We start from the raw sequence: 26,725 nt of genomic DNA, 5'->3' as shown, positions 1-26,725 counted from the left end.
GGTCACATTCCGAACCCGGAAGCTAAGCCCTCCAGCGCCGATGGTACTGCACTCGTGAGGGTGTGGGAGAGTAGGACACCGCCGGACAATCATTCCAAGTAGGGCCACCCGTGAGGGTGGCCCTACTTGCGTTTCCCGGAAAGAAGCCACCCGAAGATCCGCCCAGTTTCACCGGTGTTGCTGCCTCCCGTTGCGTCGAGGCAGCAACACCGGGGTGACGCCGTCGGCTGACGGCACCGCGCGGATCAGTCGCGGGTCTGCATACCGGTGCGGAGCTCGCGGAGCAGACCGCCGGCGTCGGCGACCGACCGCCCGGGGAACATCGCCATCACCACGCTGCCGTGGTCCGCCCAGCCGCACACCGCGAAGTCGCCGCCCTCGCCGCTGGTGCTGCCGCACTTCAACACGCCGCCCAGCTTGCCTGCGGGCAACTCACGCAGGCCCGTCACCTTGCCGGTCTCGTCGGACATCAGGCCGAAGAGGCTGTCCAGGTCGCGCTCCGGCTGCCAGAGGAGGGTGGTGCCGCCGAAGATGAGCACCGACCGCATGTCGTCGGCGGGGTCGCGGTAGACGGTGCCGAAGCTCTCGTCCAGCTCGATGTCGGCGCCGAGGCCGCTGCGCAGGTAGTCCGCTGTGCTCTTCGCCCGCTCGCTGTCGTCCCGGGTCAGGCCGGCGACCTGGTCGGGCGTACCCAGTCGGGTGTCCTTCTGCTGCGCCACCTGCCAGCCGAAGGTTCCCAGCACGCCCGCGCCGGCCAGGCCGACGACCAGCGCGACCGACCAGGCGATCCGCCGCCGCCGCGACCACCCACCCTCCGGCGCGTCGGGATCACCCCCGGTGTCGCGGGTGCTCAGCTGGATCGGCTCGTCGGTCAGCTCGACCGGTTCGCGACCGTCGTCGAGCGGGCGCTCGGTGAGATGTGCGTCGGACATAGCCGACACCGTACGCGAATGGCAGGTGGCGCACGTCGGGTCTGCGGAAGCCCTCCGTAGACTTTCTCGGGTGACCGACAGACTCGATGCCCGACGCCCCGACGTTCCCACCCTGGCCGGCCAGTATCAGCCCGGCGAGGTAGAGCAGCGACGGTACGAGCAGTGGGTAGCTGCCGGGCACTTCCGGGCCTCCGCCGACAGCGACAAGCCCCCCTTCACGATCGTCATCCCGCCGCCGAACGTCACCGGCTCGCTGCACATGGGCCACGCGTTCGAGCACACGCTCATGGACGCGCTGACCCGGCGCAAGCGGATGCAGGGCTTCGAGGCGCTGTGGCTGCCCGGCATGGACCACGCCGGCATCGCCACCCAGAACCTGGTCGAGCGTCAACTCGCCAGCCAGGGCCTGTCCCGGCACGACCTCGGCCGGGAGAAGTTCGTCGAGCGGGTCTGGCAGTGGAAGGCCGAATCCGGCGGGGCGATCCTCGGTCAGATGCGGCGCCTCGGTGACTCGGTCGACTGGGACCGTGAGCGCTTCACCATGGACGAGGGTCTGACCCGCGCCGTCCAGACGATCTTCAAGAAGCTCTTCGACGAGGGCCTCATCTACCGGGCCAACCGGATCATCAACTGGTGCCCGCGCTGCCTGACGGCGCTCTCCGACATCGAGGTGGAGCACACCGACGACGACGGTGAGCTCATCTCCATCCGGTACAGCGACGAGGTCGTGGTCGCCACCACCCGGGCCGAGACGATGCTGGGCGACACCGCGGTGGCCGTGCACCCGGACGACGAGCGCTACCAGCACCTGATCGGCACCGAGGTCGAGCTGCCGCTGACCGGCCGCCGCATCCCGATCGTCGCCGACGCGCACGTCGACCCGTCGTTCGGCACCGGCATGGTCAAGGTGACCCCGGCGCACGACCCCAACGACTTCGAGATCGGGCAGCGCCACGACCTGCCGGCGCTGACCGTGATGGACGAGCGGGGCGTGATCACCGTGCCCGGCCCGTTCGAAGGGCTGGACCGGTTCGAGGCGCGGCCGGCGATCGTGGCGGCGCTGCGTGAGCAGGGCCGGATCGTGGCCGAGAAGCGGCCGTACGTGCACGCGGTCGGGCACTGCTCGCGGTGCAAGACGACCGTCGAGCCGCGGCTGTCGCTGCAGTGGTTCGTCAACACCGCGCCTCTGGCCCAGGCCGCCGGCGACGCGGTCCGCGACGGCCGAGTGCGCATCGAGCCGGCCGAGCTGGCCAAGCGCTACTTCGCCTGGGTCGACAACATGCACGACTGGTGCATCTCCCGCCAACTGTGGTGGGGGCACCGGATCCCGGTCTGGTACGGCCCGCAGGGCGAGATCGTCTGCGTCGGCCCGGACGAGCAGCCGCCGACCGGGGAGGGGTGGCACCAGGACGAGGACGTGCTGGACACCTGGTTCTCCAGCGCGCTGTGGCCGTTCTCCACCCTGGGGTGGCCGGAGCGGACCCCGGACCTGGCCAAGTTCTACCCGACCAGCGTCCTGGTCACCGGCTACGACATCCTCTTCTTCTGGGTCGCCCGGATGATGATGTTCGGCCTGTACGCGATGGACGGCCAGCAGCCGTTCGACGTGGTGGCCCTGCACGGCATGGTTCGCGACGAGCACGGCAAGAAGATGTCCAAGTCGTTCGGCAACGTGGTCGACCCGCTGGACTGGATCGAGCGGTTCGGTGCCGACGCCACCCGGTTCACCCTGGCCCGCGGCGCGAACCCGGGCCAGGACGTCCCGGTCAGCGAGGACTGGTGTCAGGGCTCGCGCAACTTCTGCAACAAGCTCTGGAACGTCACCCGGTTCGCGCTGATGAACGGGGCGCACACCGGGGGCGAGCTGCCCGCCGCCGAGCAGCTCTCCACCGTCGACCGGTGGATCCTGTCCCGGCTGGCGCACGTCACCGCCGAGGTCGACGAGCAGTTCGAGTCGTACGAGTTCGCCAAGGTGTGCGACCTGCTCTACCACTTCGCCTGGGACGACGTCTGCGACTGGTACGTCGAGCTCAGCAAGTCGGTGCTCGCCGAGGGCGGTGAGCAGGCCGAGACCACCCGCCGGGTGCTCGGGCACGTGCTGGACCAGCTGCTGCGGCTGCTGCACCCGGTCATCCCGTTCGTCACCGAGGAGCTGTGGGTCGCGCTGACCGGCGGCGCGACGGTGCAGACGGCCGCCTGGCCGGTGGCGGACCGCGCGCTGATCGACGACACCGCCGAGGTGGAGCTGATCAGCGTGCAGCGGGTGATCACCGAAATCCGTCGGTTCCGTTCCGACCAGGGGCTCCGCCCGACGCAGCGCGTGTCCGCCCGCCTGGACGGACTGTCCGGCGCGGGCATCGCTGCCCACGAGCCGCTGATCCGCTCGCTGGCCCGGCTGGACCCGGTCGGCGACGACTTCCAGGCCAGCGCGACGCTGGCCATGCCCGGAGCGGTCGGTGTCGCGTTGGACACCCGGGGCTCGATCGACGTGGCCGCCGAGCGGGCCCGGCTGACCAAGGACCGCGCGGCTGCCGAGAAGGAGGTCGCGCAGGCCCGGGCGAAGCTCGACAACCCGGCCTTCATCGGCAAGGCCCCCGAGCCGGTGGTCGCGAAGATCCGCGACCGGCTGGCGACCGCCGAGGCCGACCTGGTCCGGATCGACACTGCCCTGGAGACGCTGTCCTCGTGACCGACCGTACCGAATTCGCCGCCGTCGAGGCCGAGCTGAACGCACGCGGTTTCACCCGCATGGTCTTCGAGCTCGACAAGATCGAGTCGCTGCTCGACCTGCTCGGTAGCCCGCAGCGGGCGTACCCGTCGATCCACCTGACCGGCACCAACGGCAAGACCTCCACCGCGCGGATGATCGATTCGCTGCTGCGGGCGTTCGGGCTGCACACCGGCCGGTACACGAGCCCGCACCTGGAGACCATCCGGGAGCGGATCAGCCTGGACGGTGAGCCGGTCAGCGAGGAGCGGTTCACCGCGGTGTACCGGGAGGTCAAGCCGCTGGCCGAGCTGGTGGACGCGCGGTCGGACGAACCGTTGACGTACTTCGACCTGACCACCGCGCTGGCGTTCGCCACGTTCGCCGACGCGCCGGTCGACATCGCGGTCGTCGAGGTGGGCCTCGGCGGTGCCGAGGACGCCACCAACGTGATCCAGGCCGGGGTCTGCGTGATCACCCCGATCGGCCTGGACCACACCGAGTTCCTCGGCGACACGCTGCAGGACATCGCGCTGGCGAAGGCCGGCATCATCCATCCCGGCGCCACGGTGATCTCGGCGGCGCAGGAGGAGGAGGCGGCCCGTCCCCTCCTGGAGCGCTGCGCCGAGGTGGGTGCCACGATCGCCCGGGAGGGCACCGAGTTCGGCGTGCTGACTCGGGCCATCGCGGTCGGCGGCCAGGTGCTCAGTCTGCAGGGGCTCGGCGGCGTCTACGACGACGTGTTCATCCCGCTGCACGGCGCACACCAGGCGCAGAACGCCGCCGTGGCGCTCGCCGCGGTGGAAGCGTTCCTGGGTGCCGGCGCCAAGCGGCAGCTCGACATCGAGGCGGTCCGGGAGGGCTTCTCGTCGACCAGTTCCCCGGGCCGGCTGGAGCGGGTCCGCAACGCGCCGACCGTGCTGCTCGACGGCGCGCACAACCCGCACGGCATGGCCGCGACCGTCACCGCGCTCCAGGAGGAGTTCGCGTTCAGCAAGCTGGTGGCGGTGCTGGGCGTGCTCGCCGACAAGGATGCGACCGGCCTGCTGGAGCTGCTGGAGCCGGTCGTCGACCAGTTGGTGCTGACCACCAACTCGTCGCCGCGGGCATTGCCGGCGACGGACCTCGAGGCGCTGGCCGTCGAGGTCTTCGGCGAGGACCGCGTTGCGATCGCCGAGGACATGCCGGACGCCATCGAGCTGGCGGTGGCGATGGCCGAGGAGGACGTCCCCGGGGAACTCAGCGGGGTCGGGGTGCTGATCACGGGGTCGGTGGTGACGGTGGCCGACGCCCGTCGGCTGCTGAAGCGATGACCAGCCCGGAGCGGGACCCGCAGGCCGAGGAGCCCGCGGCCGAGTCGCCGGCGGGGCAGCCGCGGCGGTCCGGGTTGCGCAACCCCGAGCGGGCGGTACGCGGCCTCGGCGCCGGGACGCTCAGCCTGGAGGCGCTGGTGCTGCTGCTGGCGATCCAGCCGATCCGGGTGGTCGGCGGCGACCTGAGCGGCACCGCGATCGGTGTCGTGGTGGCCCTGGCGGTGGCCGCCATCCTGCTGGCCGGCATGATGCGTCGCCCCTGGGCCTGGAACGCCGGCACGGTCCTCCAGGGTCTGCTGCTGCTGGCCGGTCTGCTGCACTGGTCGCTGCTCGCGCTGGGTGTCATCTTCGCCCTCGTGTGGGCGTACGCGCTGCACGTCCGCCGGGTGATCCTCGGCTGACTCCTATCGGCCGTCCGAGGCGCTGGCGTGCGGTCAGGCGTCGGCGCGTTCCCGCCACTGGGTGAGGGCGATGCCATGGCCGTCCGGGTCGCGGAACGCGGCGGCCCACACCTCCAGCCTGGTGCCCCGGTTGACCACCCGGGGTGCGTACGTGAAGCGGACGCCCGAATCGCGTAGCCGCCCGTACGCCGCCTCGATGTCGTTCACCTCGAGGTTGACGTGCACCAGCCGACGGCTGATCGGCGCAGCTCCGGTCACCTCGCGCAGCACCAGCCGGGTCGTGCCGGAGGCGAGCACCGCGTTGCCGGCGCCCTGGTCGACTTCGGTGAAGCCGAGCATGCCGCGATAGAAGTCGAGCGACCGGGACAGGTCGGTGACCAGCAGGGTGAGGCCCACCCCGTTGATCGGGCCGGTCGGGTCGGCGGCGGCCTCCGGCTCGTACCCGAAGATCGCCTCGTCGAGCTCCTCGGCGGTGACCGTCGCTCGGGCGTCGCGGGCGGGAGTGGGATCGTCCAGCGGCAGGTCGAGCGGGTCCAGTGGGTCCGTCACACCGGGCGGGGCGGACCGGGCCGCCCGTGGTGGGTCGACCTGATCGTCGGTGGGTTGGTCGAAGCGTTCCTCGGCCGGCGAGCGCGGTGCGGGAGTCGCCCGCCGGGGCAGGCCGCCGCTCTGCTGCTCGACCAGCACGCCTTCGAGCACCACCGGCCCCCCGGCCGGGCTGTGGTGCACCACGACGGGCTCGCGCTCCTCCGCCGCACCGCCCGAGTCGCCCCGCACAGGGTCGCCGCGCAGGGGATCGCCACGCATCGGGTCGGGGCGCAGCGGATCGGGGCCGAGGGGATCGCGGAACGGGCCAGGGCCGTCCGGGTCACGGAAGTCGTCGTCCGGCGCGCGGTCCGCCCACGGCGGGGCGTCCTGCTGGATCAGCACCTCGTCCATCGGGTCGACGTCGGCGAACTCCGGCGGCAGGTCAGCGACGGCGGCAGCGGTTTCGGCATGGGTCCGCACCTCGTTCCAGAGGACCTTCACGTGCCGCTGGTCGTCGATCGCGACCCGGATCGGCAGGGTCTGGCCCAGCGACGGCCACTTGGAGACCGGCACCCGTGGCTCGATGATCTTCTTGGAGCGCGGCGGCAACCCGGGCGCGTCGATCACCAGTTGCAGCTCGCAGCGGCCGAAAGCGTACTGGGTTGGTGGCTCGGAGGCGCTGTGCACGTGCCCGACGCCGACCACCCAGGTGCGGCCACCGCCGCGCACGGTGGCCAGCGCGATCGCCAGCACCAGGAGGGCGACCCCGAGCGCCACGATGGCCCAGCTGGTCATGCCCAGCCCGAAGAGGACCACGAAGGTGGCCACGGTGCCCAGCACCGCGCCGATCAGCTTGCGTACCGGCGCGATGGTCCGGTTCCCGCCATTCGCCACAGTGGACCTCCCGAGGGTCAAGGCCAGGCTAGGCCGGATCGGCCACCGGGGGAAAGACCGGCCGCCGCGCCGGCGCCGGGACCGGGTCGCTAGGCTGACCGTACCGAGCCCGAGCGTTCAGCGCGTACAGGAGGAACCCAGCGTGTCCAGCAACAGCCCGGATGAGCGCAGCCTCGTTCTGATCAAGCCCGACGCGGTCCGCCGCGGCCTGGTCGGCGAGGTCCTCTCCCGCTTCGAGCGCAAGGGGCTGCGGATCGACGCGCTGGTGTGCCGGACGATGGATGCCGCGCTCGCCGACGAGCACTACGCGGAGCACGTCGACAAGGCGTTCTACCCGCCGCTGAAGGACTTCATGACCAACGGTCCGCTGGTCGCCCTGGTGCTCTCCGGCGATCAGGTCATCGACGTGGTGCGCGGCCTGGTCGGTGCGACGGACGGGCGCAAGGCCGCCGCCGGCACCATCCGGGGCGACCTGTCGCTGTCCAACCGGGAGAATCTGGTGCACGCCTCCGACTCACCGGACAGCGCCAAGCGCGAGATCGCGCTCTGGTTCCCCGAGCTGGGCTGACCCGCGCTTCGACGAAGCTGCCGCCACCGGGGTCAGCCGGTCGGCGGCAGCTTCGTCGGATTGCCGACTACGTAGATCTCGGTGATCCGGTCGCCGGCCGCGGCGACGGTCAGTGTGTACCGGCTGCCGTCCCCGCGGGTGATCAGCACGGCGGGCTCCCCATTGAGCTCCATCCGGCGCCCCGTCCACCGGTGGCGTGGGCCGTAGATCCCGACGAAGAACCGGGCGACGCGTTCTGCGCCGGTGATCGGGTTGCGGGCGGCCCGTGCCCGACCGCCACCGTCGTTCCAGGCCGTGGCGTCCGCGGCGATCAGGCTGGTCAGGGTCGCCAGGTTACCGTCGCGAGCGGCGGACAGAAACGCGTCGAGCAGTCGTTCCCGTTCGAGCCGGGTCGCCGTGAACCGGCGCTGCTCGACGCGTACCCGGGCGGCCGCCCGGTGGTGCAGTTGCCGGCAGTCGGCGGGAGTGCGGTCGAGGATCTCGGCGATCTCGGCGTACGGCAGGTCGAAGGCGGTGCGCAGCACGTACACCGCGCGCTCCGGCGGGGTGAGCCGTTCCAGCACGTGCAGCAGTGCGGTGGACAGCGTGTCGCGTAGCTCCGCGCGATCCAGTGGTCCGAACGGCGACGGCTCGGTCGGCACCGCCTCCGGCAGCCACGTCCCGACGTACGTCTCGCGTGCCGCCTGTCGGGCGCGCAGTCGGTCCAGGGCCAGCCGGGTGACCACCCGGGACAGGAAACGGCGCGGCTCGTCCACCGTCGACCGGTCCACGCCCAGCCAGCGCAGGTACGCCTCCTGGAGCACGTCCTCCGCGTCGTCCCGGCTGCCGAGCAGGCGGAAGGCGAGCCCGAGCAGCATCGGCCGGTGCGCCTGGAGCGCACCGGCCGCCTCTGCCGCCTCGGCTGTCACACCTCTGCCGGGGTCTCCGCCCGCATCGTCACCGCGAGCCGGTTCCATACGTTGATTGTGGCGATCGCAACGACCAGGTCGGCCAGTTCCTTCTCCGACCAGACCTTCGCGGCGGCTTCCCACACGTCGTCCGGCACCCCGTGCTCGCCCAGCCGGGTGACCGCGTCGGTGAGCGCCAGCGTGGCCCGCTCCCGCTCGTCGAACAACGACGACTCCCGCCAGGCGGACACCGCGAACAGACGCCGGCTCGACTCGCCGTTCGCGAGCGCGTCCCGGCTGTGCATGTCGACGCAGTACGCGCACCCGTTCAGCACCGACGCCCGGAGCTTGACCAGCTCGAGGACGGTGTGGTCGACGTTCGCCTGGACGTACTTCTCCAGCCCCAGCACCGCCTGGTACGCCTTCGGTGCCACCTCGGCCGCGTTCATCCGCTGCACAACTACCTCCCTGATGAGTCCGACACCGTCACGACGAGTCAGCCGGGGTGTGCCGTGACAGTCGACGGCTGTGACCCTGCTCATGCCGCCGGGACCATCGGGGTGGGGTCAGCCGCGCGCCGCCGGGGCGCTGTCCACCAGCACCTCGTGCGGGGGAGGGGTCCGCTCCGCCGCGGCAGCCAGAGCGGCCGCGTCCACGCCGGCGTCGCCGCCGCGCGGAGTGGGTCGGGTCACCCGGGCGGCCAGCCGTCGGCCCACCTCGATCAGGGGCAGTTCGACCCACCGGTACATCAGGTCCGCGGCGAGCAGTGCCACCACCGTCGTGGCCACGAAGAAGGCCGTGCTCTTGTGCGCGATCGCGGGCATCAGCCCGGCCGCCGCCCGCGCCGCGACGGCCTGGATCAGGTACAGCGAGTACGAGCGTTCGCCGACGAAGACCAGTGGCCGCAACCCCAGCCCACGGGCGAGCACGCTGCGGGAGAGCAGAGCGGGCAGAAGCACCGCCGTCGCGGCCGCGTAGGTGCCGATCAACGCCTCCTGACCCAGGCGGGTGGGCCAGAACTGCACGCACACCTGGACCACGACGAACGCCAGGATGACGACGGTGGCGGTCGCTGGGTGGGTCAGTGGCCGGACCAGGGCGAAGCCCCGGGGGTTGTGCATGATGATCGCGGTCAGACAGCCGAGCAGGATCGCCACGTAGTGGATGGGCCAGCTCAGCCAGGCGATGTCCGGCGGGATCAGCGCGATGAAGAGGACGAGCAGGCAGAGAGTCACCAGCAGGCGGCGGCGGAAGACGGCGGCGACCGCCACGAAGGCGATGGCGGGCCAGAACAGGTAGAACTTCTGCTCGATGCCGATCGTCCAGGAGTGCAGGAACGGTGCGTTCGGTTCCAGGAGCTCATTGAGGAACAGCAGGTAGTACTTCATCCCCCGCTCGACCGAATCGGCCGTGCCGTTGACCCGGGCCAGCCCCCAGTACAGGAAGAGCACCAACAGGTAGACCGGCATGATCCGGAAGAACCGCCGCAGGTAGAAGGCGCGCAGCGAGACCTTCCCGTAGCGGTGCTCCTCGCGCAGCAGCAGTGTCGTGATCAGGAAGCCGGAGAGCACGAAGAACAGGTGTACGCCGATCCAGCCGGTCAGCCACGCCCAGGACTGGCCGCCGTAGTGGAAGGCGATGACCATGACCGCGGCCAGCGCCCGCAGCCCGTCCAGCGCGGGGAATCGACGCATGGCCTGGAATTCGTCGTACCGAAGCGAACGCACCGGCGAAGTTTGCGTGAACCTTTCACCTTGGTCAAGCCGCGTGAGTCATGCCCCGTGCCGTCCGGCTAACCGGCGTTCCGACCGGCGTCACCCGGACACGCGGTCGCGGCCATCTCCGGCCGGTAGACCGACGGGGTCAACCGATGATCGGGAGGAAGCATGACCGAGCTTGATCGACGTACTCTGCTGCGCGCTGGCCTGGTGGCCGGAGCTGGAGTCGCCGGCGGTGCTCTGCTGGGCGGGGTCGGCGCGGGCGCCGCACCGGCGTGGCGCCCGGCGGGACGCCCGGTGCTCACCCACGGCGTGCAGAGCGGTGACGCGACCGCGGACTCGGCGCTGGTCTGGACCCGGGCCGACCGGCCGGGCCGGATGCTGGTCGAGGTGAGCCGTCGGCCGGACTTCCGTGGTGCGCGGCAGTTGCGCGGGCCGGTGCTCGCGCCGACCGGCGACTTCACCGGCAAGGTCCGGCTGCGCGGGCTGCCGGACGCCGAGCGGCTGCACTACCGGGTCCGGGTGGAGAGCCTGGAGCGGCACGGGCTGGTCAGCGAGCCGTTGACCGGGACACTGACCACCGCGCCCGGCCGGCACCGGCGGCGCGACGTCACGTTCGTCTGGACCGGCGACATCGCCGGGCAGGGCTGGGGGATCGACCCGAACTTCGGTGGGATGTCGATCTTCCGGGCGATGCGGGAGACCCGGCCGGACTTCTATCTGTGCAGCGGCGACACGGTGTACGCGGACGGCCCGCTGGTCGAGTCGGTGACCCTGCCCGACGGGCGGATCTGGCGCAACCTGGTGACCCCGGAGAAGAGCAAGGTCGCCGAGACGTTGACCGAGTACCGGGGACAGTTCGCGTACAACATGCTCGACGAGCACCTGCGGGCGTTCAACGCGGCGGTGCCGCAGATCAACCAGTGGGACGACCACGAGGTCCTCAACAACTGGTACCCGGGGGAGATCCTGGACGACCCGCGCTACACCGAGCGGCGGGTGGACGTGCTCGCCGCCCGGGCCCGGCAGGCGTTCGGCGAGTGGCTGCCGGTGCCGGACGACGGGCCGATGTACCGGCGGATCTCGTACGGGCCGCTGCTGGACGTGTTCGTGCTCGACATGCGGACGAACAAGGACCCCAACGACGGCAACACGTACGCCGACCCGAAGCGTGGTCTGCTCGGCCGCGCGCAGCGGGAGTGGCTGATCCGGGAGCTGAAGCGGTCCACGGCGACCTGGAAGGTGATCGCCAACGACCTGCCGATCGGCGTGGTGGTGCCGGACGGCCCGACCGCGCAGGAGGGTGTCGCGCAGGGCGACCCGGGCGCGCCGGCCGGACGGGAGCTGGAGTTCGCCGAGGTGCTGCGGGCCACCCACCGCGCCGGGGTGACCGGCATGGTCTTCCTCACCGCCGACGTGCACTACTCGGCCGCGCACCACTACGACCCGTCCCGCGCGGCGGTCGGCGACTTCACGCCGTTCTGGGAGTTCGTCTCCGGACCCGCGCACGCCGGGGCGTTCGGCCCGAACGCGCTGGACGGCACGTTCGGCCCGCAGGCGGCGTTCGTGCACGCCCCGCCGCACGCGAACACCTCGCCGGCGGAGGGCTTCCAGCACTTCGGAGAGGTCTCCATCGACGGAAAGTCGGAGGCCCTGACGGTCCACCTCCGCGACCGCGACGGCGCCTCCCTCTGGTCCACCACCCTCCCAGCCCCCTGACCCCACCGCGTTGATCATGAGGTTGGCGGGTGGATAAGTGATCCACTCACCCGTCAACCTCATGATCGACCAGGGGACCGGCCCCGACCCCGGCCCCGGCGGTCGGAGGGTGTCGAGGGAGGCTCGGCGGCGGGACTCGGCTTCGAAGACCTTGAGCGCCCCGGGCTGGTACGAGACCGCGAGGATCTCCGAGTGATCGGGTACCGGTCGAGCAGATAGAGGCTGCACTTGGCCTCCCACAGCGGGCTGGTCGCGATCCGGGTACGAGCCAGCGTGGGCTCGTCCAGCTCGATCCGGATCACCGGCCAGCCTTGGGGTCGGTCGGCGGGCGGGATTACTCGGCGGCGCGCCGGTGGGCGGGTCGAGTATCGTTGAGCACCGTAAGGCGATGACCCGGCCATCACCGGTGAGCCTCCGGAAGAACAGCCGGGCAACCGGCCCAGTAGAACCGGACGGGTGCGGCCCGTCACAGCCGGCAATGAGCGGGCGGTCGATCCTGACCGCCAAGCGGGGTGGTACCGCGGGCCACGGGAGCGCCGTTCCAGGCGTACCCCGGACGGCTCGTCCTCGCAGACCCACGTTGAGTGAGCTGCATGAGGAGAGCGACCCCCGATGGCCTATCCGTTGCACGACCCGACCGCCGCCGGTGTCCCGGCGAGCCCGGACCTGCCCGCGGTCGAGCGCAGGGTGCTGGAGCACTGGACGGCCGACAAGACCTTCGAGGCGTCGGTCGAGGCCCGCCCGGCCGGCGACGACGGCAAGAACGAGTACGTCTTCTACGACGGCCCGCCGTTCGCCAACGGCCTGCCGCACTACGGCCACCTCTTCACCGGCTACGTCAAGGACGTGGTGCCGCGCTACCAGACCATGCGCGGCCGGCACGTCGAGCGGCGCTTCGGCTGGGACTGCCACGGCCTGCCCGCCGAGGTGGTGGCCGAGAAGCAGCTCGGCATCACCAGCAAGGCGGAGATCATCGACCTGGGCGTGGCCCGGTTCAACGAGGCCTGCCGCACCTCCGTGCTGGAGTTCACCCAGGACTGGGAGCGGTACATCAACCGGCAGGCCCGCTGGGTCGACTTCGCCAACGACTACAAGACCCTCGACCTGGACTACATGGAAAGCGTCATGTGGGCCTTCAAGACCCTGCACGACAAGGGTCTGATCTACGAGGGCTTCCGGGTGCTCGCGTACTGCTGGCGCTGTGAGACGCCGCTGTCGAACACCGAGACCCGGATGGACGACGTCTACCGGGACCGGCACGACCCGACGCTGAGCGTCTGGTTCGGGCTGACCGCCGACGAGTCCGCGCCGGAGCTGGTGCGCGGGCCAATCAAGCTGGGCGTCTGGACCACCACGCCGTGGACCCTGCCGTCGAACCTGGCGCTCGCCGTCGGCCCGGACATCGAGTACGCGGTGCTGGACCGCGACGGCGACCGCTACGTCGTGGGTGCCGCGCGGCTCGCCGCGTACGCCAAGGAGCTGGAAGGCTACGAGCAGGTCGGCACGGTGTACGGCCGGGACCTGGTCGGGCGCCGCTACACGCCGCTGTACGACTTCCTCGTCGAGCAGGCCGGCGACAACGCCTACCAGGTGCTCGGCGCGGAGTTCGTCACCACCGAGGACGGCACCGGGATCGTGCACCTGGCCCCCGCCTTCGGTGAGGACGACCAGAACGTCTGCAACGCCGCCGGCATCCCCACCGTCGTCACGGTCGACGACCACACGCGGTTCACCGCGCTGGTCCCGCCGTACCAGGGTGAGCAGGTCTTCGACGTCAACAAGCCGGTGATCCGGGAGCTCAAGGAGCGGGGGGTGGTGCTCAAGCAGGACACCTACACCCACTCGTACCCGCACTGCTGGCGCTGCGACACCCCGCTGGTCTACAAGGCGGTGTCGTCGTGGTTCGTGGCGGTCACCCAGTTCCGGGACCGGATGGTCGAGCTGAACCAGCAGATCAACTGGACGCCCGGCCACATCAAGGACGGCTCGTTCGGCAAGTGGCTGGCCAACGCCCGGGACTGGTCGATCAGCCGGAACCGGTTCTGGGGCTCGCCGATCCCGGCGTGGAAGTCCGACGACCCGACCTACCCGCGACTGGACGTCTACGGCTCGCTCGCCGACATCGAGCGGGACTTCGGCGTACGCCTGACCGACCTGCACCGGCCGGCGGTGGACGACCTGGTCCGCCCCAACCCGGACGACCCGACGGGCAAGTCGATGATGCGCCGGGTGCCGGAGGTGCTGGACTGCTGGTTCGAGTCCGGCTCGATGCCGTTCGCCCAGGTGCACTACCCGTTCGAGAACGCGGACTGGTTCGAGCACCACTACCCGGGTGACTTCATCGTCGAGTACATCGGGCAGACCCGCGGCTGGTTCTACACGATGCACGTGCTGGCCACCGCGCTGTTCGACCGGCCGGCGTTCCGCAACTGCCTCAGCCACGGCATCCTGCTCGGCTCGGACGGGCGCAAGATGTCCAAGAGCCTGCGCAACTATCCGGACGTCTACCACGTCTTCGACGCGTACGGCTCGGACGCGATGCGCTGGATGCTGATGTCCTCGCCGGTGCTGCGCGGCGGCGACATGGCGGTCACCGAGGCGGGCATCCGGGACTCCGTCCGGCAGGTGCTGCTGCCGCTGTGGAACGTCTGGTACTTCTTCACGCTCTACGCCAACGCGGACGGGCACCAGGCGCGACGGCGGACCGACTCCACCCACCTGCTCGACCGGTACGTGCTGGCGAAGACGAACGAGTTGGTGTCGACGGTTCAGGCGCAGATGGAGGCGTACGACATCTCCGGCGCCTGCGCCACCGTCCGCTCCTACCTGGACGCGCTGACCAACTGGTACGTGCGTCGGTCCCGGGACCGGTTCTGGTCCGGCGACGCGAACGCGTTCGACACGCTGTGGACGGTGCTGGAGACGCTCTGCCGGGTGGTGGCGCCGCTCGCGCCGCTGACCGCGGAGGAGATCTGGCGTGGCCTGACCGGGGAGCGGTCGGTGCACCTGACCGACTGGCCGGAGGCGAGCGAGTTCCCGGCCGACCACGACCTGGTCGCCGCGATGGACGCCACCCGGGCGGTGGCCTCGGCGGCGCTGTCGCTGCGCAAGGCCAAGGGGCTCCGGGTCCGTCTGCCGCTGTCGAAGCTGACCGTGGCCTCGCCGGCGGCGGAGCAGCTGCGCCCGTTCGCCGACCTGGTGACCGACGAGGTCAACGTGAAGGCGGTGGAGTTCAGCGCCGAGCTGTCCGCGTACTGCGAGCAGGTGTTGACGGTGGTGCCCCGGGCGCTCGGCCCGCGCGTCGGCAAGCAGGTGCAGCAGGTGATCAAGGCGGTCAAGGCGGGCGAGTGGGAGCTGGTCGACGGCGCCCCGGTGGCCGCTGGCGTCACCCTGGCCGAGGGCGAGTACGAGCTGCGCCTGGTCGCCGCCGACGCCGAGCACTCGGCGCCACTGCCGGGCGGCGAGGGCGTGGTGGTGCTGGACACCGAGGTCACCCCGGAGTTGGCCGCCGAGGGGCTGGCCCGCGACGTGGTCCGGGTGGTGCAGCAGGCCCGCCGGGATGCCGACCTGGACGTCTCGGACCGGATCGTGGTGACGGTGTCGGCGTCCGAGGAGGTGCGTGCGGCGGTCGCCGCGTACCTCGACTTCGTCGCCGGTGAGGTGCTGGCCGACTCGGTCGACTTCGCCGAGGGCGTGGACGGCTTCGCCGGCGAGGTCGGCGAGGGTGACCGGGTGACGGTCGCCGTCCGCCGCGTCTGAGTGAGGTCCGGGGACGGACTGGTCGATGTCGACCCGTCCGTCCCCGGCACGGCGACGCCGGCCACCCGCTATGGGCGCCGGGTGGGCGTCGGCTAACGTGACACCGCCCGTGCATCCACGACCGCCGGAGGACCAGTGCCCCTGCTCTACACCATCGGCAAGCTCACGGTGGGGCCCACGCTGCGGTTGGCGTTCCGCCCGACCGTGGAAGGGCTGGAGCACGTGCCGGAGACCGGCGGCGCGGTCTTCGCCGGCAACCATCTCTCGGTGGCCGACGAGCTGTTCCTCGGCACGGTGGTGCCCCGGCACCTGGCGTTCTGGGCGAAGTCCGAATATTTCAAGGGCACCGGCGTGAAGGGTGCGATCTCCAAGTTCGTCCTCACGGGTCTGGGTGCCATCCCGGTCGAGCGGGCTGGCGGCCGGGCGGCGCTGTCCGCGTTCGACGCGGCGATTCCGGCGCTTCAGGGCGGCGATCTGGTGGTGGTCTACCCGGAGGGCACCCGCTCACCGGACGGGCGCCTGTACCGGGGTCGGACGGGCGCGGCCCGGCTGGCGATCTCCGCCGGTGTGCCGGTCATCCCGGTTGGCATGATCGGCACGGACAAGGCTCAGCCGATCGGCACCCGCGTGCCCCGTCCCGGCACGGCCAAGATCACGGTCCGGTTCGGCAAGCCCCTGGACTTCACCGGCCGCCCGAGCGACCGCACCTCGCTGCGTCAGATGACCGACGAGGTGATGAGCGAAATCCAGAAGCTCACCGGCCAGGAGTACGTCCCGCGCTACGCCCCGCCGCGCGCCCACCCGGACCCGACCCGCGAAGACTGACCGACCTCGGGTCAGCTCTGCTTGGGCGTGACGATCTGGGCGCGGAGAGTGTCCAGTAGCGCCGCGCTGTCCGAGACGGAGAGTCGGGCGAAGACCCCGGTGGCCATGCTGCCGTGGTCGACCGAGGTGCAGACGACCACCTCGGAGCCGGCGGACCGGCCGACGGCGCAGCGTTCGTGCCGCCCCCGCACGTCGGTGTCGACCGTCTCCGGGGTGCCCAGCTTGTAACGCTCGCTGAGCCGGGTGATCTCCGAATCCGCGTCGCCCTCCGGGTTCCACCGGAAGCCGGTGTCCCCGAAGATCGTCACCCGCTTCCCGTCGGCCGTGGAGTAGATGCCGGCGAATGTGTCCTCGGCCAGCAGATGCTGCTGTCGCATCTCGTCCTTCAGGCGCCGCGCGTCGGTCTCGCTTCGGTCGTCCCGGCGCAGGCTCAGGTCGGCCACCTGCTCGGGGAGTGCCGCCTGTGCGGGGTACTGGGACGCGATCGGCGTCCCGTAGTAGGCCGGGCAGCCGCAGCAGCACGCCAGTGTGAGCAGCAGCAACCAGGGCCAGCGGCGGCGCCGGCGAACCTTGACCGGCACGTACCCCTGAGGGGGCTGCCAGCCCGGCGGCGGTGTCACCGGGGGCGGTGCGACGGTCCGTCGACCCCGGCGCTGTTTCGGCACCGCGGGCGGCGATACCGGCCGTGGCGGCGATGCTGGCAGTGGCGGCGACACCGGCCGCGGCGTGGACACCGGCCGGGCGACCGGCGGCGGTTGCGGTGCGGCCGGCAGCGGGTGCGGCCCGACCGGGGGAGCGGGCGGACCGGACCACTGCCGGGTCTGCGGCGGTGTCGGGTAGGACAGTGTCGGGGGCAGCGGAGGCAACTCGGCGTGCGGCAGATCCCAGCTGCCGGTGTCCACACCGGCCCACGGGTCGACCGGGGTCTGGTGCTCCGGCGGCTGGGCGGGGATGGGCTGCGGCGGCGTCGGCTCGGCCGACTCGCCCCAGGCCCGCCGGCGCGGCAGCGGGGGTGGCACCGGCGCGGACCCACTCCACTTCGGCGCGGGGGCCGCAGCGGTGGCGGCCTCGGCCGTACCGTCGGCAGCGGGCCCGTCGGCTGGGCGCGGCTCGTCCGCCGGCCCGGAGTCGTGCGTGGGTCGCGGCTCGTCCGCCGGCCCGGGTCCATCCGCCGGATCGGCGGTCTGGTCGGTCGGTGGTTCCGGTCGGTCCGAGGGTTGCGGCTGGTCCGAGGGGTCCGGCTGCTCCGGCGGTACGGATGGGGAGGCCGACTCGTCGGCGACCGCCGGATCCCGGTCCGGCTCCGTGCCCGGGGTGCTCCCGTCGTCCGGCCGGCCTGCTCCCGGCTGGGGCTCCGGCATCGCGGCAATCTCCTCTCGCGCCGGTCCGAGGTTAGTACCGCGTCGCCACCGCTGCCGACCGGGCGTCGGAGTGGGGGCGCCGCCGGCGATCGGCGTCGATCGGGGCGTCGGGCGGCGTGCGTGCGGTCACCACCGGGCGGGCGCGTACCCTTGGGCATCATGAGTGCCCCGTCCACGACGCCGCGCGCGGCCGCGACCAATTCCGTCTGGCCTCGGTTGGAGCCATTGCTCCCGCAGGTCACCAAGCCCATCCAGTACGTCGGTGGTGAGCTGGGCGCGGTGGTCAAGGACTGGGACGCGGCGACCGTGCGCTGGGCGCTGATGTATCCCGACGCGTACGAGGTGGGCCTGCCCAACCAGGGCGTGCAGATCCTCTACGAGGTGCTCAACGAGCTGCCCGACACCCTCGCCGAGCGGACGTACGCGGTCTGGCCCGACCTGGAGTCGTTGATGCGCACGCACGGTGTGCCGCAGTTCACCGTCGAGGCGCACCGGCCGGTGGGCGACTTCGACGTGTTCGGCATCTCGTTCTCCACCGAGCTGGGCTACACCAACCTGCTCACCGCGATCGACCTGGCCGGCATCCCGATGCTGTCCGCCGACCGCACCGACGCCGACCCGGTGATCGTGGCCGGTGGGCACGCCGCGTTCAACCCGGAGCCGATCGCCGACTTCATCGACGCCGCCGTGCTCGGCGACGGCGAGGAGGCGGTCCTGGAGATCACCGCGATCGTCCGGGAGTGGAAGGCCGAGGGCTCCCCGGGCGGCCGCGACGAGCTGCTGCTGCGGCTGGCCCGCACCGAGAGCGTCTACGTGCCGCGCTTCTACGACGTGGACTACCTCCCCGACGGCCGGATCCAGCGGGTGGTGCCGAACCGGGCGGACGTGCCGTTCCGGGTGCACAAGCGCACGACGATGGACCTGGACGCCTGGCCGTACCCGAAGAAGCCCCTCGTGCCGCTGGCCGAGACGGTGCACGAGCGGTTCGCGGTGGAGATCTTCCGGGGCTGCACCCGGGGCTGCCGGTTCTGCCAGGCCGGCATGATCACCCGCCCGGTGCGGGAGCGGTCGATCACCACGGTCGGGCAGATGGTGCGCGACGGGCTGGAGTTCTCCGGTTTCAACGAGGTGGGCCTGCTCTCGCTCTCCTCGGCCGACCACTCCGAGATCGGCGACATGTGCTCGGGCCTGGCCGAGCAGTACGAGGGCACCAACGTCTCCCTGTCGCTGCCGTCGACCCGGGTCGACGCGTTCAACATCGACCTCGCGCAGGAGTTGTCGCGCAACGGTCGTCGTACCGGTCTGACCTTCGCTCCGGAGGGTGGATCGGAGCGGATCCGCAAGGTCATCAACAAGATGGTGTCGAAGGAAGACCTCATCCGCACCGTCGTCACCGCGTACACCAACGGCTGGCGGCAGGTGAAGCTCTACTTCATGTGCGGCCTGCCCACCGAGACCGACGAGGACGTCCTCGAGATCGCGGAGATGGCCCACGAGGTGATCAGGGCTGGTCGGGCCGCGACCGGCTCGAAGGACATCCGCTGCACGGTCTCGATCGGTGGGTTCGTGCCGAAGCCGCACACCCCGTTCCAGTGGGCCTCGATGGACCGTCCGGAGGTCATCGACCACCGGCTCAAGATCCTCAAGCAGGCCATCAACGCGGACCGTTCGCTGGGCCGGGCCATCGGCTACCGCTACCACGACGGCGAGCCGTCGCTCATCGAAGGGCTGCTCTCCCGGGGCGACCGCCGCGTCGGCTCGGTGATCCGCAAGGTCTGGGAGAACGGCGGCCGGTTCGACGGTTGGAGCGAGCACTTCTCCTACCAGCGTTGGGTGCAGGCCGCGGCCGAGACGCTGCCCGCGTTCGGGGTGGATCTCGACTGGTACACCACCCGGCAGCGTGACCAGCTGGAGGTCCTGCCCTGGGACCACCTGGACTCGGGCCTCGACAAGGACTGGCTCTGGCAGGACTGGCAGGACTCGATGACCGAGTTCGAGCAGGATGACTGCCGGTGGACCCCGTGCTTCGACTGCGGCGTCTGCCCCTCGATGGACACCGAGATCCAGATCGGCCCCACCGGCAAGAAGCTCCTCCCGCTGACCCCCCTGAAGGGCCTGAAGACCCCCACCGCCTAATCGCGCTGGCCCCGCCCGTACCGGGTGCTGAGTTCCGAGGAGCAAGACCATCAGTAAGAAACCACAGCCGGAGGGTGGGCAGGCGCCGATCGTCCAGCGCGTCCGCATCCGGTACGCCAAGCGCGGGCCGCTGCGGTTCACCTCACACCGGGATTTCGCCCGGGCCTTCGAGCGCGCGCTGCGTCGGGCCGGCGTGCCGGTCGCCTTCTCGCAGGGCTTCCACCCGCACCCGAAGATCTCCTACGCCAGCGCGGCGCCCACCGGGGTGGCCAGCGAGGCGGAGTACCTGGAGATCGGTCTCCAGGCGCCGGTCGACCCGGCCGCGCTGCGAGCCGCGTTGGATGCGGCGCTGTCGCCCGGCCTGGACGTGCTGGACGCCGTGATCGCCGTCGGCGGCAACCTGCCGGAGCGGATCGAGGCGTCGCACTGGCACATCGAGTTGCCGGAGGTCGACTCGGCCGTGCTGCGGGCCGCCGTGGACGCCTTCACCGCCACCGACGAGGTGCTCGTCGAGCGGATGACCAAGCAGGGCCGACGGACGTTCGACGCCCGAGCGGCTGTGATATCGATCGATGTCCTGGCAGTGACGCCGGTGCCTTCCGGGGCGCCGGCCGTACCGTGTGCGATACTCGAACTGGTCGTGCGGCAGGTCACCCCGTCCGTACGGCCCGATGACGTCCTTTCCGGCCTCCGCGTGGTGGCCGACCTGGAGCCGCCGGTCTCGCCGAGGGTGACCCGGCTGGCTCAGGGCACGCTGACCGCGCAGGGTGCGATCGTGGATCCGTTGGATGCGGATCGCGACGGGGCAGCCATCGTTGGGCTCTGACCGACGGTCAGTGCTCTGGCAGGCAGACTTCGGCGGTCGCGCACCACGCGTGCCCGGCGGAAACACTTTTGCGGCAACCCTGCGTGGCAGCGCTCAACCGCGCCCGGGGCAGCCAGAACTGGAGAACGTCCATGCTCGAGAACGAGCCCGAGGGCGGCGAACGGCCCGGTTCACAGCCGGCCGGCGAGACCGCTGACCAGAGCACCACCGCCGACGGCGCTGCCGTCGGCAACCCCACCGGCGCGGAGAGCGCCGGGCCAGCCGGCACGGGAAGTGCCGAGCCGGCCGGCGCGGAGAATGCCGAGCCCGCTGCTCCGGTGCGGCGTGCCCGCACGACCCGGCGTCGGGCCGCACCGCTCAACGAGTCGGAGCGGACCGACGCGCCGATCGAGGCGTCCACCGGTTCGACCGGCAGCGCCGAGACACCGCAGGCGGAGGTCTTCGCCCCGATCTCCGGTGACCAGGACGTCGCGCCGAAGACCCCCCGACGCCGCCGTAAGGCCACCGCCGTCGAGACGACCGCCGAGGAGCCGCTGGTCGCGGCTGCCGCCGAGGAAGCCTCCGCGGAGGTGGTTCCGCCGGTCAAGGTGACCCGCACCAGGCGGAAGAAGGCCACCCCGGCCGCCGTCGAGGAGCCCGCCGCCGAGCCGGCCACCGCCGTCGAGGAGCCGGTTGCCGTCGAGGGGACACCGACCGGGCCCGACCTGAGCGAGATCGCCGTCGAGCCGGCCCGCACCAGTGGTGCGCAGGACCGCTCCGACGAGGTGCCCCCGGGCGTGGCCGTGGCCGGCACCACGGACGAGCCGACCGAGATCATCGAGCCGGAGCAGCCGCGGACCCGCCGGCGGCGGGCGGCGCTCTCCGCGCCCACCGTGCTGTTCATGGCGCCGCAGCCGGACGCCGTGCCGGTGACCCGACCGGCGGAGCCCGCCCCGGTCGCCGAGGAGCTGGCCGTCGAAGAGGCCGCCGAGCCGTCCCGCCGGCGGCGGCGCGGTCGCCGCGACGCCGAGCCGGTGGAGCCGGTCGAGGCGATCGAGGCCGAGGAGGAGCCGACCGAGGAGGCCGACGAGGCCGACGAGGCCGAGACGGATGAGGACGACGAGGACAGCGCCGCCGCGCGCCGTCGCCGGCGGCGTGGCCGCCGGGGTCGGGGCCGGGGCAAGGGCGGTGCCGACGACGCCGAGGACGAGGAGTCCGAGGAGGCGGCACAGGCCGAGGAAGAGGAGACCGCCGAGGTCGAGGCCGAGGGCGACGAGGACGAGGAGTCCGAGGGTGGGGACGGGCTGACCCGTCGTCGCCGGCGTCGTCGTCGCCGGGGCGCTGGCGACGCGGAGGGCGCGGCCGACGACGGCGTGCCGACCGTGGTCAAGATCCGCGAGCCGCGTCGGACCGTCGACGAGGTGCAGGGCGTGTCCGGCTCGACCCGGCTGGAGGCCAAGCGCCAGCGCCGGCGGGACGGCCGGGAGCAGCGGCGTACGCGGCCACCGATCCTCAGCGAGTCGGAGTTCCTGGCCCGCCGGGAGGCGGTCGACCGGGTGATGGCGGTCCGGCAGCGCGGTGACCGTACCCAGATCGCCGTCCTGGAGGACGGGGTGCTGGTCGAGCACTACGTCACCCGCAACTCCTCCGGCACGATGGCCGGCAACGTGTACCTGGGCAAGGTGCAGAACGTGCTGCCGAGCATGGAGGCGGCGTTCGTCGACGTCGGCCGGGGCCGCAATGCGGTGCTGTACGCGGGCGAGGTCAACTGGGACACCTCCGGCCTGGAGGGGCGTGCCCGCTCGATCGAGCAGGCACTGCGCTCCGGTGACTCGGTGCTGGTGCAGGTCACCAAGGACCCGATCGGGCACAAGGGCGCCCGGCTGACCAGCCACATCGCGCTCTCCGGCCGGCACCTGGTCTACGTGCCCAACGGCAACGCCTCCGGCATCAGCCGCAAGCTTCCGGACACCGAGCGCAAGCGACTGCGCGACGTGCTCAAGAAGCTGGTCCCGGACGGCGCAGGCGTGATCGTCCGTACGGCCGCCGAGGGCGCCAGCGAGGACGAGCTGGCCCGGGACGTCAAGCGGCTCCAGGCGCAGTGGGAGGACATCCAGGCCAAGGCCACCGAGGGTGGTTCCCCGGTGCTGCTCTACGAGGAGCCCGACCTGGTCATCCGGGTCGTTCGGGACCTCTTCAACGAGGACTTCCGCGAGCTGGTCATCGAGGGCGAGCAGTCGTACGACGAGGTCGAGTCGTACCTGTCGCACGTCTCTCCGGACCTGGTCGACCGGATGCGTCGGCACGTCGGCACCAGCGACGTCTTCGCCGAGTACCGGATCGACGAGCAGATCATCAAGGGCCTGGACCGCAAGGTCTTCCTGCCCTCCGGCGGCTCGCTGGTGATCGACCGGACCGAGGCCATGACGGTCATCGACGTCAACACCGGCAAGTACACCGGCTCCGGGGGCAACCTGGAGGAGACGGTCACCCGGAACAACCTGGAAGCGGCGGAGGAGATCGTCCGCCAGCTCCGGCTGCGCGACATCGGCGGCATCGTGGTGATCGACTTCATCGACATGGTGCTGGAGTCGAACCGCGAGCTGGTGCTGCGCCGGCTCACCGAGTGCCTCGGCCGGGACCGCACCAAGCACCAGGTCACCGAGATCACCTCGCTCGGCCTGGTGCAGATGACCCGCAAGCGGATCGGCGCGGGCCTGCTGGAGGCGTTCAGCGAGACCTGCGAGTGCTGCAAGGGTCGGGGCGTCATCATCCACACCGAGCCGGTGCCGGAGAAGCCCCGTGCCGCTGGGGCGGGGGAGAAGGTCAAGGCGGTCGCCTCGTCGGCCCCCGCCGCCGCTCCGGCCGCCGCCGAGCAGGGCAGCGCGTCCTCGCGTCGCCGGGCGCGCAAGAGCGCTTCGGCCGAGCGGGCCACGGTCGAGGTCATCGAGACCGACACGAGCGCCGAAACGGACGCGGACTACCAGGACACCATGGGGTACGACCTGTCCCGCTACGAATCGGACGCGGCTGCCGCGCCAGCGGTCTCCGATGCCCAGCGGGGCGAGTCGGCCCGGTTGGCCGCCGCGGACGACCCGGACGCGCTCGCCGACGGCGACGCCGACGAGGAGAGCGCCGAGGGCGGTTCGGGCCGTCGTCGCTCCCGCCGGGGCGGCGCGCGCCGGCGTACCCGCCCCTGACGGTCTGACCGGCCCAGTGTTTGACGAGGTCCCTTCCCCGGCAATGTGTCGGGGGAGGGACCTCGCCGGTCCGGCCACCCGGTCCAGGATCGGCCACCCCGGTCAGGAGAAGAACATGCGTCGTCTGCTCGCCGTCACCGTGCTGCTCACCACGCTCTCCGCGGCCGGCTGCTCCGCCGACCGGTCCGGCGGCGGGGGGCCTGCCTCGGCCGGCGCGAGCACCACCGCGGGTTCCGCCCCGGCCACCGGTGCCGGTGGCGCCTCGACCGGTACGCCGGCGGGTGGTGGCGCGGCGGGCGGGAACGCCGAGCAGGTCTGCGCCTCCGCGCAGCAGGCCGGCACCGCCGCCGTCCGGACGTACGTGGCGGAGCTGGGTCAGATGATCGCCGCGGTCGGTGCCGGGGACAACGCCGCGGCGCAGGCCGCCCGGCAGCGGGCCGAGGCGGCGCTGGCCGGCTGGCGGACCGCGCTGCGGGAACAGTCGGCCCAGGCCACGGATCCGCAGCTCAAGACGTTGCTGACCGACATCGGCACCGAGGTCGCCACGTTGGGCGCCGACGTCGAGTCGATCGACGAGACCGAGCTGGACCGGCTTCAGCAGCGCCTCGAGCAGCTCTGCGCGCGCTGACCAGGGCGGGCCGGTTTGGGGTCCGGGCCAGCCATGGCGTACTCTTGCCTGCGGCGCACTTTTGGTGTGCCGAGTTCCCGTGTGCCCGCGCCGCCGTGCCACTGCTACCCGGCGAGCCGCCGCGGGGACAACCGCCAGCAGCCTCAACGACAGGGAGTCCGCCTCCGATGTACGCGATCGTCAAGACCGGCGGCAAGCAGTACAAGGTCGCCGAGGGCGACGTGATCGAGGTCGAGAAGCTCACCGGTGCTCCCGGTGACGCGGTGAAGCTCACCGCGGTGCTCCTCGTCGACGGTGACGACCTGGTGACCGACGCGGCGAAGCTTGCCGAGGTCGCGGTGTCCGGCGAGATTGCCGCGCACACCAAGGGCCCGAAGATCAAGATCCACAAGTTCAAGAACAAGACTGGCTACCACAAGCGCCAGGGTCACCGTCAGCCGTTGACCCAGGTCAAGGTGACCGGCATCTCCAGCGGGAAGTAGGTCGTCCTCCAATGGCTCACAAAAAGGGTGCGTCCAGCTCGCGTAACGGTCGTGACTCCGCGGCCCAGCGACTCGGCGTGAAGCGCTTCGGTGGTCAGGTCGTCAGCGCCGGCGAGATCCTCATCCGCCAGCGTGGCACCAAGTTCCACCCCGGTGACCTGGTCGGCCGTGGTGGCGACGACACGCTCTTCGCGCTGTCCGCCGGTGCGGTCCTGTTCGGCACCAAGCGCGGTCGCAAGACCGTCAGCATCGTTCCGCAGCAGTAGTTCTCGGGCTAAGCGGGCCGTGGACCTCTGGTCCCGGCCCGCTTAGCTTTTTCACGCGCGGGGTCGGACCCCGCTGGAAGGATTGACGTCGTGGCGACGTTCGTTGACCGGGTCGTCCTGCATCTGCAGGCCGGCGATGGCGGGCACGGTTGTGTCTCGATCCACCGGGAGAAGTTCAAGCCCTTCGGTGGTCCGGACGGCGGTAACGGCGGGCACGGCGGCAGCGTCTCGCTGGTGGTCGACCCGCAGGTGACCACGCTGCTCGACTTCCACTTCCGCCCGCACGTGAAGGCCGACAACGGCAAGGGTGGCGCGGGGTCGAACCGGGACGGCGGCAACGGCCAGGACCTGGTGCTCAAGGTGCCCAACGGCACCGTCGTGCAGACCTCCGACGGCACCGTGCTGGCCGACATGGTCGGCGCCGGCACCACCTTCGAGGTGGCTCGCGGTGGGCGCGGCGGGCGGGGCAACGCCTCGCTGGCCAACGCGAAGCGCAAGGCGCCCGGCTTCGCCGAGCTGGGCGAGCCCGGCGACCAGCTCGATGTGGTGCTGGAGCTGAAGAGCGTCGCCGACGTGGGCCTGGTCGGCTTCCCGTCGGCCGGCAAGTCGTCGCTGATCTCGGTGATCTCCGCCGCGAAGCCGAAGATCGCCGACTACCCGTTCACCACCCTGGTGCCCAACCTCGGCGTGGTCCGGATGGACAACCACACCTTCACCGTCGCCGACGTGCCGGGCCTGATCCCGGGCGCCGCCACCGGCAAGGGGCTGGGCCTGGAGTTCCTGCGACACATCGAGCGCTGCGCGGTGCTGGTGCACGTCATCGACTCGGCGACCCTGGAGCCCGGCCGCGACCCGGTCGCCGACATCGACACCATCGAGGCCGAGCTGTCCCAGTACGGCGGCCTGGCCGACCGGCCGCGACTCGTGGCGGTCAACAAGATCGACGTGCCGGACGGTCGGGACCTCGCCGAGATCGTGCGACCCGACCTGGAGGAGCGCGGCTACCAGGTGTTCGAGGTCTCCGCCGCGACCCGCGAAGGGCTCAAGGAGTTGACCTTCGCGATGGCCGAGCAGGTCGAGGCGGCCCGCAAGGCCGCACCGCCGGCCGAGCCGACCCGGATCGTGATCCGGCCGATGGCCGTGGACGACGCCGGGTTCACCATCGAGGCCGACGCCGACGGTTCGTTCACCGTCCGTGGCGTACGCCCCGAGCGGTGGGTCAAGCAGACCAACTTCGACAACGACGAGGCGGTCGGCTACCTGGCCGACCGGCTGGCCCGGCTCGGGGTGGAGGACAAGCTGGCCAAGGCCGGCGCGCAGCCCGGTGACCTGGTCCGGATCGGTGCGCGCGAGTTCGACTGGCAGCCGACCCTGTACGCGGGTGTGGAGTTCACCCCGGGCAACCGGGGCACCGACATCCGGCTGGAGGAGAAGTCGAACCGGGCGTCGGCGGCGGACCGGCTCGCCGCGCGCAAGGCCCGCCGGGTGCGGTCGGCCGACGAGGTGGGTGCGGACGCCAGCGACGACATCGACGACGACTTCGAGGACGAGGCCGACGCCGAGTAGTTCGTTGCGCTCCGTGATTGGGTTGATTTC

At 71.5% G+C, this 26,725-nt stretch carries 20 protein-coding genes and 1 rRNA gene; 15 read left to right on the top strand and 6 right to left on the bottom strand.

Going from position 1 to position 26,725, the window contains the following annotated elements; genetic code table 11:
* A 5S ribosomal RNA gene (gene rrf, locus V6V47_RS22820) occupies window positions 1-87 on the top strand; the annotation flags it as partial.
* Window positions 88-245: 158 nt separating this feature from the next.
* Here rrf and V6V47_RS22815 read toward each other — a convergent pair.
* Complete coding sequence (locus tag V6V47_RS22815; RefSeq protein WP_334630345.1) at window positions 246-932, bottom strand: hypothetical protein; 687 nt, start codon at window positions 930-932, stop codon at window positions 246-248.
* Window positions 933-1,002: 70 nt separating this feature from the next.
* On the opposite strand from V6V47_RS22815, the gene V6V47_RS22810 reads away from it, so the two are divergent.
* From V6V47_RS22810 to V6V47_RS22800, 3 genes are read left to right on the top strand one after another with little or no spacing between them, the layout of a single operon-like run.
* Window positions 1,003-3,621 carry a valine--tRNA ligase gene (locus V6V47_RS22810; protein ID WP_334630344.1) on the top strand — a complete coding sequence of 873 codons (2,619 nt, stop codon included), beginning with the start codon at window positions 1,003-1,005 and terminating at the stop codon, window positions 3,619-3,621.
* A complete protein-coding gene (locus tag V6V47_RS22805; RefSeq protein ID WP_334630343.1) occupies window positions 3,618-4,952 on the top strand; it encodes a bifunctional folylpolyglutamate synthase/dihydrofolate synthase in 1,335 nt (444 codons plus the stop codon). Before V6V47_RS22810 ends, V6V47_RS22805 begins: the two co-directional genes overlap by 4 nt.
* Window positions 4,949-5,353, top strand: a complete 405-nt coding sequence (locus tag V6V47_RS22800; RefSeq protein WP_334630342.1) for a DUF4233 domain-containing protein — start codon at window positions 4,949-4,951, stop codon at window positions 5,351-5,353. The genes V6V47_RS22805 and V6V47_RS22800 overlap by 4 nt, the downstream gene beginning before the upstream one ends.
* Window positions 5,354-5,386: 33 nt before the next feature.
* On the opposite strand, the gene V6V47_RS22795 is transcribed toward V6V47_RS22800, so the two are convergent.
* On the bottom strand, window positions 5,387-6,775 hold the full coding sequence (locus V6V47_RS22795) for a VOC family protein (protein ID WP_334630341.1): 1,389 nt from the start codon (window positions 6,773-6,775) through the stop codon (window positions 5,387-5,389).
* Between the two features lie 142 nt (window positions 6,776-6,917).
* On the opposite strand from V6V47_RS22795, the gene ndk reads away from it, so the two are divergent.
* Entirely contained in the window at window positions 6,918-7,343 is a 426-nt protein-coding gene (gene ndk, locus V6V47_RS22790) for a nucleoside-diphosphate kinase (RefSeq protein WP_334630340.1), read from the top strand.
* A 32-nt stretch (window positions 7,344-7,375) separates the two neighbouring features.
* Here ndk and sigJ read toward each other — a convergent pair whose 3' ends face one another.
* The 3 genes from sigJ to V6V47_RS22775 all read right to left on the bottom strand — a co-directional run bounded on the left by sigJ (window position 7,376) and on the right by V6V47_RS22775 (window position 9,957).
* Entirely contained in the window at window positions 7,376-8,251 is an 876-nt protein-coding gene (gene sigJ / locus V6V47_RS22785; protein WP_334630339.1) for an RNA polymerase sigma factor SigJ, read from the bottom strand.
* Window positions 8,248-8,679 carry a carboxymuconolactone decarboxylase family protein gene (locus tag V6V47_RS22780; protein ID WP_442934286.1) on the bottom strand — a complete coding sequence of 144 codons (432 nt, stop codon included), beginning with the start codon at window positions 8,677-8,679 and terminating at the stop codon, window positions 8,248-8,250. The genes sigJ and V6V47_RS22780 overlap by 4 nt, the downstream gene beginning before the upstream one ends.
* A 117-nt stretch (window positions 8,680-8,796) precedes the next feature.
* Window positions 8,797-9,957, bottom strand: coding sequence for an acyltransferase family protein (locus V6V47_RS22775; protein WP_334630336.1), 1,161 nt, complete (start codon window positions 9,955-9,957; stop codon window positions 8,797-8,799).
* Window positions 9,958-10,116: 159 nt separating this feature from the next.
* Between V6V47_RS22775 and V6V47_RS22770 the strand changes: the two genes are divergently transcribed.
* The 3 genes from V6V47_RS22770 to V6V47_RS22760 all read left to right on the top strand — a co-directional run bounded on the left by V6V47_RS22770 (window position 10,117) and on the right by V6V47_RS22760 (window position 16,251).
* Window positions 10,117-11,667, top strand: a complete 1,551-nt coding sequence (locus V6V47_RS22770) for an alkaline phosphatase D family protein (protein WP_334630335.1) — start codon at window positions 10,117-10,119, stop codon at window positions 11,665-11,667.
* Window positions 11,668-12,279: 612 nt separating this feature from the next.
* A complete protein-coding gene (gene ileS, locus V6V47_RS22765; RefSeq protein ID WP_334630334.1) occupies window positions 12,280-15,426 on the top strand; it encodes an isoleucine--tRNA ligase in 3,147 nt (1,048 codons plus the stop codon).
* Window positions 15,427-15,561: 135 nt separating this feature from the next.
* Window positions 15,562-16,251 (top strand): lysophospholipid acyltransferase family protein, encoded by a 690-nt coding sequence (locus V6V47_RS22760; RefSeq protein WP_334630333.1) that lies wholly within the window; start codon window positions 15,562-15,564, stop codon window positions 16,249-16,251.
* Between the two features lie 11 nt (window positions 16,252-16,262).
* Here V6V47_RS22760 and V6V47_RS22755 read toward each other — a convergent pair whose 3' ends face one another.
* A complete protein-coding gene (locus V6V47_RS22755; RefSeq protein WP_334630332.1) occupies window positions 16,263-17,612 on the bottom strand; it encodes a hypothetical protein in 1,350 nt (449 codons plus the stop codon).
* A 159-nt stretch (window positions 17,613-17,771) separates the two neighbouring features.
* Here V6V47_RS22755 and V6V47_RS22750 point away from each other — a divergent pair, with 159 nt between their 5' ends.
* The 7 genes from V6V47_RS22750 to obgE all read left to right on the top strand — a co-directional run bounded on the left by V6V47_RS22750 (window position 17,772) and on the right by obgE (window position 26,695).
* Complete coding sequence (locus V6V47_RS22750) at window positions 17,772-19,748, top strand: TIGR03960 family B12-binding radical SAM protein (protein ID WP_334630331.1); 1,977 nt, start codon at window positions 17,772-17,774, stop codon at window positions 19,746-19,748.
* 106 nt (window positions 19,749-19,854) lie between these two features.
* The gene (locus V6V47_RS22745; protein WP_334630349.1) at window positions 19,855-20,574 is read left to right on the top strand and encodes a TIGR03936 family radical SAM-associated protein; all 720 of its coding nucleotides are present in this window, start codon (window positions 19,855-19,857) and stop codon (window positions 20,572-20,574) included.
* Between the two features lie 131 nt (window positions 20,575-20,705).
* Window positions 20,706-23,753, top strand: a complete 3,048-nt coding sequence (locus V6V47_RS22740; RefSeq protein WP_334630330.1) for an Rne/Rng family ribonuclease — start codon at window positions 20,706-20,708, stop codon at window positions 23,751-23,753.
* A 115-nt stretch (window positions 23,754-23,868) separates the two neighbouring features.
* On the top strand, window positions 23,869-24,381 hold the full coding sequence (locus V6V47_RS22735; protein WP_334630329.1) for a hypothetical protein: 513 nt from the start codon (window positions 23,869-23,871) through the stop codon (window positions 24,379-24,381).
* A 167-nt stretch (window positions 24,382-24,548) separates the two neighbouring features.
* On the top strand, window positions 24,549-24,863 hold the full coding sequence (gene rplU / locus V6V47_RS22730; RefSeq protein ID WP_074313742.1) for a 50S ribosomal protein L21: 315 nt from the start codon (window positions 24,549-24,551) through the stop codon (window positions 24,861-24,863).
* Window positions 24,864-24,874: 11 nt separating this feature from the next.
* Complete coding sequence (gene rpmA / locus V6V47_RS22725) at window positions 24,875-25,129, top strand: 50S ribosomal protein L27 (protein ID WP_074313740.1); 255 nt, start codon at window positions 24,875-24,877, stop codon at window positions 25,127-25,129.
* Window positions 25,130-25,219: 90 nt separating this feature from the next.
* Window positions 25,220-26,695, top strand: coding sequence for a GTPase ObgE (gene obgE / locus V6V47_RS22720; protein WP_334630328.1), 1,476 nt, complete (start codon window positions 25,220-25,222; stop codon window positions 26,693-26,695).
* The last annotated feature ends 30 nt before the right edge of the window (window positions 26,696-26,725 follow it).

Source organism: Micromonospora sp. CPCC 205539 (assembly GCF_036906815.1).
GTDB lineage: Bacteria > Actinomycetota > Actinomycetes > Mycobacteriales > Micromonosporaceae > Micromonospora.
The sequence above is the reverse complement of the archived record's forward strand: the minus strand, read 5'-3'. Positions and strand labels throughout refer to the sequence as shown.

Coding starts and splice junctions, on each gene's coding strand:
- V6V47_RS22735 (WP_334630329.1), top strand. CDS start 23,869: ATGCGTCGTCTGCTCGCCGTCACCGTGCTGCTCACCACGCTCTCCGCG.
- rpmA (WP_074313740.1), top strand. CDS start 24,875: ATGGCTCACAAAAAGGGTGCGTCCAGCTCGCGTAACGGTCGTGACTCC.
- V6V47_RS22750 (WP_334630331.1), top strand. CDS start 17,772: ATGAGTGCCCCGTCCACGACGCCGCGCGCGGCCGCGACCAATTCCGTC.
- V6V47_RS22755 (WP_334630332.1), bottom strand. CDS start 17,612: ATGCCGGAGCCCCAGCCGGGAGCAGGCCGGCCGGACGACGGGAGCACC.
- V6V47_RS22815 (WP_334630345.1), bottom strand. CDS start 932: ATGTCCGACGCACATCTCACCGAGCGCCCGCTCGACGACGGTCGCGAA.
- V6V47_RS22740 (WP_334630330.1), top strand. CDS start 20,706: ATGCTCGAGAACGAGCCCGAGGGCGGCGAACGGCCCGGTTCACAGCCG.
- V6V47_RS22770 (WP_334630335.1), top strand. CDS start 10,117: ATGACCGAGCTTGATCGACGTACTCTGCTGCGCGCTGGCCTGGTGGCC.
- V6V47_RS22800 (WP_334630342.1), top strand. CDS start 4,949: ATGACCAGCCCGGAGCGGGACCCGCAGGCCGAGGAGCCCGCGGCCGAG.
- V6V47_RS22780 (WP_442934286.1), bottom strand. CDS start 8,679: ATGAACGCGGCCGAGGTGGCACCGAAGGCGTACCAGGCGGTGCTGGGG.
- rplU (WP_074313742.1), top strand. CDS start 24,549: ATGTACGCGATCGTCAAGACCGGCGGCAAGCAGTACAAGGTCGCCGAG.
- ileS (WP_334630334.1), top strand. CDS start 12,280: ATGGCCTATCCGTTGCACGACCCGACCGCCGCCGGTGTCCCGGCGAGC.